The sequence below is a fragment of the Flavobacterium sp. UGB4466 genome, from assembly GCF_903469665.1.
Taxonomy (GTDB): Bacteria; Bacteroidota; Bacteroidia; order Flavobacteriales; family Flavobacteriaceae; genus Flavobacterium; species Flavobacterium lipolyticum.
Window position 1 is genome coordinate 1 of sequence record NZ_CAGKLC010000199.1, and the last position, 3,558, is coordinate 3,558.

Here is a 3,558-nt window from a genome sequence, read left to right on the forward strand (position 1 = left end):
TCTGTGGCAAAAAAATTAGCACAAACTAGTGTAATTCCTATTGAAGCACCAATTTCACGAATTCACACGAAGTAAAAATCTATTTAATCGCTCCAATCTGTGGCAAAAAATTAGTACCAATTAGTGTAATTCCTATTGAAACACCAATTTCACGAAGTAGCACGAAATAAAAATCTATTTAATCGCTCCAATCTGTGGCAAAAAAATTAGCACAAACTAGTGTAATTCCTATTGAAGCACCAATTTCACGAATTCACACGAAGTAAAATCTTTCTAATCCATCTAATCTGTGGCAAAAAAATTAGTACCAATTAGTGTAATTCCTATTGAAACACCAATTTCACGAAGTAGCACGAAATAAAAATCTATTTAATCGCTCCAATCTGTGGCAAAAAAATTAGCACAAACTAGTGTAATTCCTATTGAAGCACCAATTTCACGAATCCACACGAATTAAAATCTATTTAATCGTTCCAATCTGTGGCAAAAAATTAGTGACAATTAGTGTAATTCGTGTTTAGGCACTTATTCTGATAGTTTTTCTAAACTCAGAAGGGCTATTTCCTTTTTGTTTCTTAAAGAATTTATTGAAATGGCTTTCATCAGTAAAACCAAATTCATACGCTATTTCATTGATTCGTTTATCACTGAATTGCAAACGATGTTCAATCAATTTTGTTTTATAATTACTAATATACTGCTGCATGGTTTCATTTGCATGCTTCTTGAAGTAACGTCCTAAATAGGTACTTGAAATTCCGAAAAAATCACTAATCGATTCTGCCTTGATTTTCTCAGGATAATAAATATTGTTTTGGATGTACTGCAAGATATCCATCGCTTTAGCTTCGCAGCCTATGTTCACCTGCTCCGGCAGATACTTCGCAATGTTACGGGCAACGACAATAATAAGAGTGTTTACCAATTGCTGAATCAATTCCTGATTGTAAACATCTTTATCTTCATACTCTCGAATGATTGCCTCTACCATAACTTTTACGAGACATTTATCAGCAACATTTTTTAAAATACAGCCCGGCTGATGATTCGCATTTTGCAGAATATATTCTAAACGCTGAATGTTTTCGTTCTGCAGACTAGAGTTTTTTAGATAAATATCATTAAACCTCAAAAAGAAAAAATTTGTTTTGGTCTCAATGGTAAAATTATGACAGTCTTCAGGTGTCAGCAAAAATAAATGTCCCTCATCGTATTCAAAAACATTTTTATTGATGCATTGCAAACCAGTTCCTTTCAAAACATAAACCAATTCAAAAAAGTTATGACGATCTCCCACATCCGGATATACATCTAAAGTCTCAAAAGAAACACTAAACGGTTCGTATAAATTTTCTTTTTTCATTTTGTCTGTTATTTATTGCGGTTGCAAATATACCTAAAAAACACAAATATATACCACTTAAAACAATTAAAAATGGTATAATTTTGTCAAGTGATTTTTTAGCATCTTTTCTAAGAAGTTAAAAAAAAACATGCTTCAATCTATTACCATAATTTATACACAAACAAAATTTACAAGAATATTTACAAAATGAAGAAAATTTTTATTATCAACGGCGGGCAAAACTTTGCGCATTCAGGTGGAAAACTCAATCAAACCATTACAGACTGGACTATAGAATATTTTACAACCAGCAATAAATATGAAGTAAGAACCACTCACGTTCAGGACGAAATTGATCTTGAAGAAGAAGTCGAAAAATTCGTATGGGCTGATTTAGTGATTTACCATACGCCAATTTGGTGGTTTCACCTACCCAATCTTTTTAAAAAATATATTGATGATGTTTTTAGTGAAGGTCACGAGAAAGGAATTTACCAAAATGACGGCAGAACAAGAACAAATCCCGATCTTAATTATGGTACAGGCGGACTTTTGCACGGGCGAAAATACATGCTTACCACTACCTGGAATGCTCCTGCAGCGGCCTTCACGCTTCCGGGAGAATTTTTCGAAGAAACTACGGTAGACGAAGGGGTTATGTTTGGTTTCCATAAAATGAATCAATTTGTAGGAATGGAAAAACTGGATGGTTTTCATTTTCATGATGTAGAAAAAGGAGCTACTGAAGAAAATATTGGTATCTTTAAACAAAACTATACCAACCATTTAAAACAAATCTTTAAAACTATATGATTATGATTTCAATCACTGCTATTTTAAAAAGTAAACCGGAAAATACAGCTCAAATCAAAAACATGTTAAACCATTTGGTTACTGAGACCAGAAAAGAAGAGGCTTGCATTCGATATGATCTGCATCACAGCGAGAATGTTTTTATTATTTGGGAAGAATGGAAAGACCAGCCAGGCCTTGATATTCATAACAATCAGCAGTATCTGCAGGATTTTATTAAACAAAGTGAAGGTTTAATCTCCTCGCCCATTCAGGTTTACAAAACAGTACAAATATTATAATCAAAGTTAGCAATGAGAGCACTTTTAACGACTACTTACGAATCTGATTTTGTAAGTACTGAAATAGAAAAACCGACTCCAAAAGAAGGAGAGGTTTTAATCAAAATTCATGCAAGTGGTGTTAATCCTATCGATAACAAAATTCGTATTGGGGTTTCACCCTATGCCTCACCTGTTTTGCCAGCGGTATTAGGAACTGATCTTGCCGGTGTTGTTGAAGCAGTTGGAAAGAATGTTACCGATTTTAAAGTTGGTGATGAAGTCTACGGGCTCGCCGGAGGTGTTTTGGGACTTCAGGGAACATTAGCAGAATACACTGCTGTTGACGCCGATTTACTGGCCATAAAACCAAAAAACCTGACTATGAAAGAGGCAGCAGCAGTTCCATTGGTACTGCTTACGGCTTGGGAAGGTTTAATTGACAGAGCAAAAGTAAAAAAAGGAGATCAGGTTTTGGTTCATGCCGGAGCCGGAGGTGTTGGGCACATGGTGATACAGCTTGCCCGCATTTTTGGTGCTGATGTTTATGCGACTGTTTCTCCTCAAAAAGCAGCCATCGTTGAATCATACGGAGCAACTCCAATTGATTATAAGACAGTAAAAGCTGAAGATTATGTAAAGCAATTTACAGGCGGAAAAGGTTTTGACATTATTTACGATACGGTTGGAGGTCAATCTTTGGATGATTCTTTTGCTGCTATCCGCCATTACGGCCAGATTGCCAGCTGTTATGCTTTTGGAACACATGCATTGGCGACGGGATCGCTTCGATCTGCAAGTTTACATGGTGTATTTGTTTTACACCCGATGATTAGTGGTGAGGGCAGAAAACATCATGGAGATATTTTAAAAGAAGCTGCAAAATTTATCGAAGAAGGGAAATTAAAGCCTCTTATTGATCCCAGAAGCTTTTCTTTAGCTACTGCTATGGAAGCGCATAAAGCGGTTAGCGATAGTTCTTCTGTTGGAAAAATTGTAGTAGATATCGTTTAATTTCAAAATTTAATCCTTTTTGAATGAGGATCAATTTTCTGATAAATCATTAACTAAACCACTCTGCACTGAAAGTGCAGAGGTTTGTTTTACGAGGGACTGAAAGTCCCTCTTCTTATTTCATTC

The 3,558-nt window shown here is 35.3% G+C and carries 4 protein-coding genes; 3 read left to right on the plus strand and 1 reads right to left on the minus strand.

Annotated elements, in window-relative coordinates; genetic code table 11:
* Positions 1-517: 517 nt before the first annotated feature.
* Entirely contained in the window at positions 518-1,363 is an 846-nt protein-coding gene (locus JO950_RS21485) for an AraC family transcriptional regulator (protein WP_202704472.1), read from the minus strand.
* A 189-nt stretch (positions 1,364-1,552) separates the two neighbouring features.
* On the opposite strand from JO950_RS21485, the gene JO950_RS21490 reads away from it, so the two are divergent.
* From JO950_RS21490 to JO950_RS21500, 3 genes are read left to right on the plus strand one after another with little or no spacing between them, the layout of a single operon-like run.
* A complete protein-coding gene (locus JO950_RS21490; protein WP_202704473.1) occupies positions 1,553-2,158 on the plus strand; it encodes an NAD(P)H-dependent oxidoreductase in 606 nt (201 codons plus the stop codon).
* Positions 2,159-2,160: 2 nt separating this feature from the next.
* The gene (locus JO950_RS21495) at positions 2,161-2,439 is read left to right on the plus strand and encodes a putative quinol monooxygenase (protein ID WP_202704474.1); all 279 of its coding nucleotides are present in this window, start codon (positions 2,161-2,163) and stop codon (positions 2,437-2,439) included.
* 12 nt (positions 2,440-2,451) lie between these two features.
* Entirely contained in the window at positions 2,452-3,432 is a 981-nt protein-coding gene (locus JO950_RS21500) for a zinc-dependent alcohol dehydrogenase family protein (protein WP_202704475.1), read from the plus strand.
* The last annotated feature ends 126 nt before the right edge of the window (positions 3,433-3,558 follow it).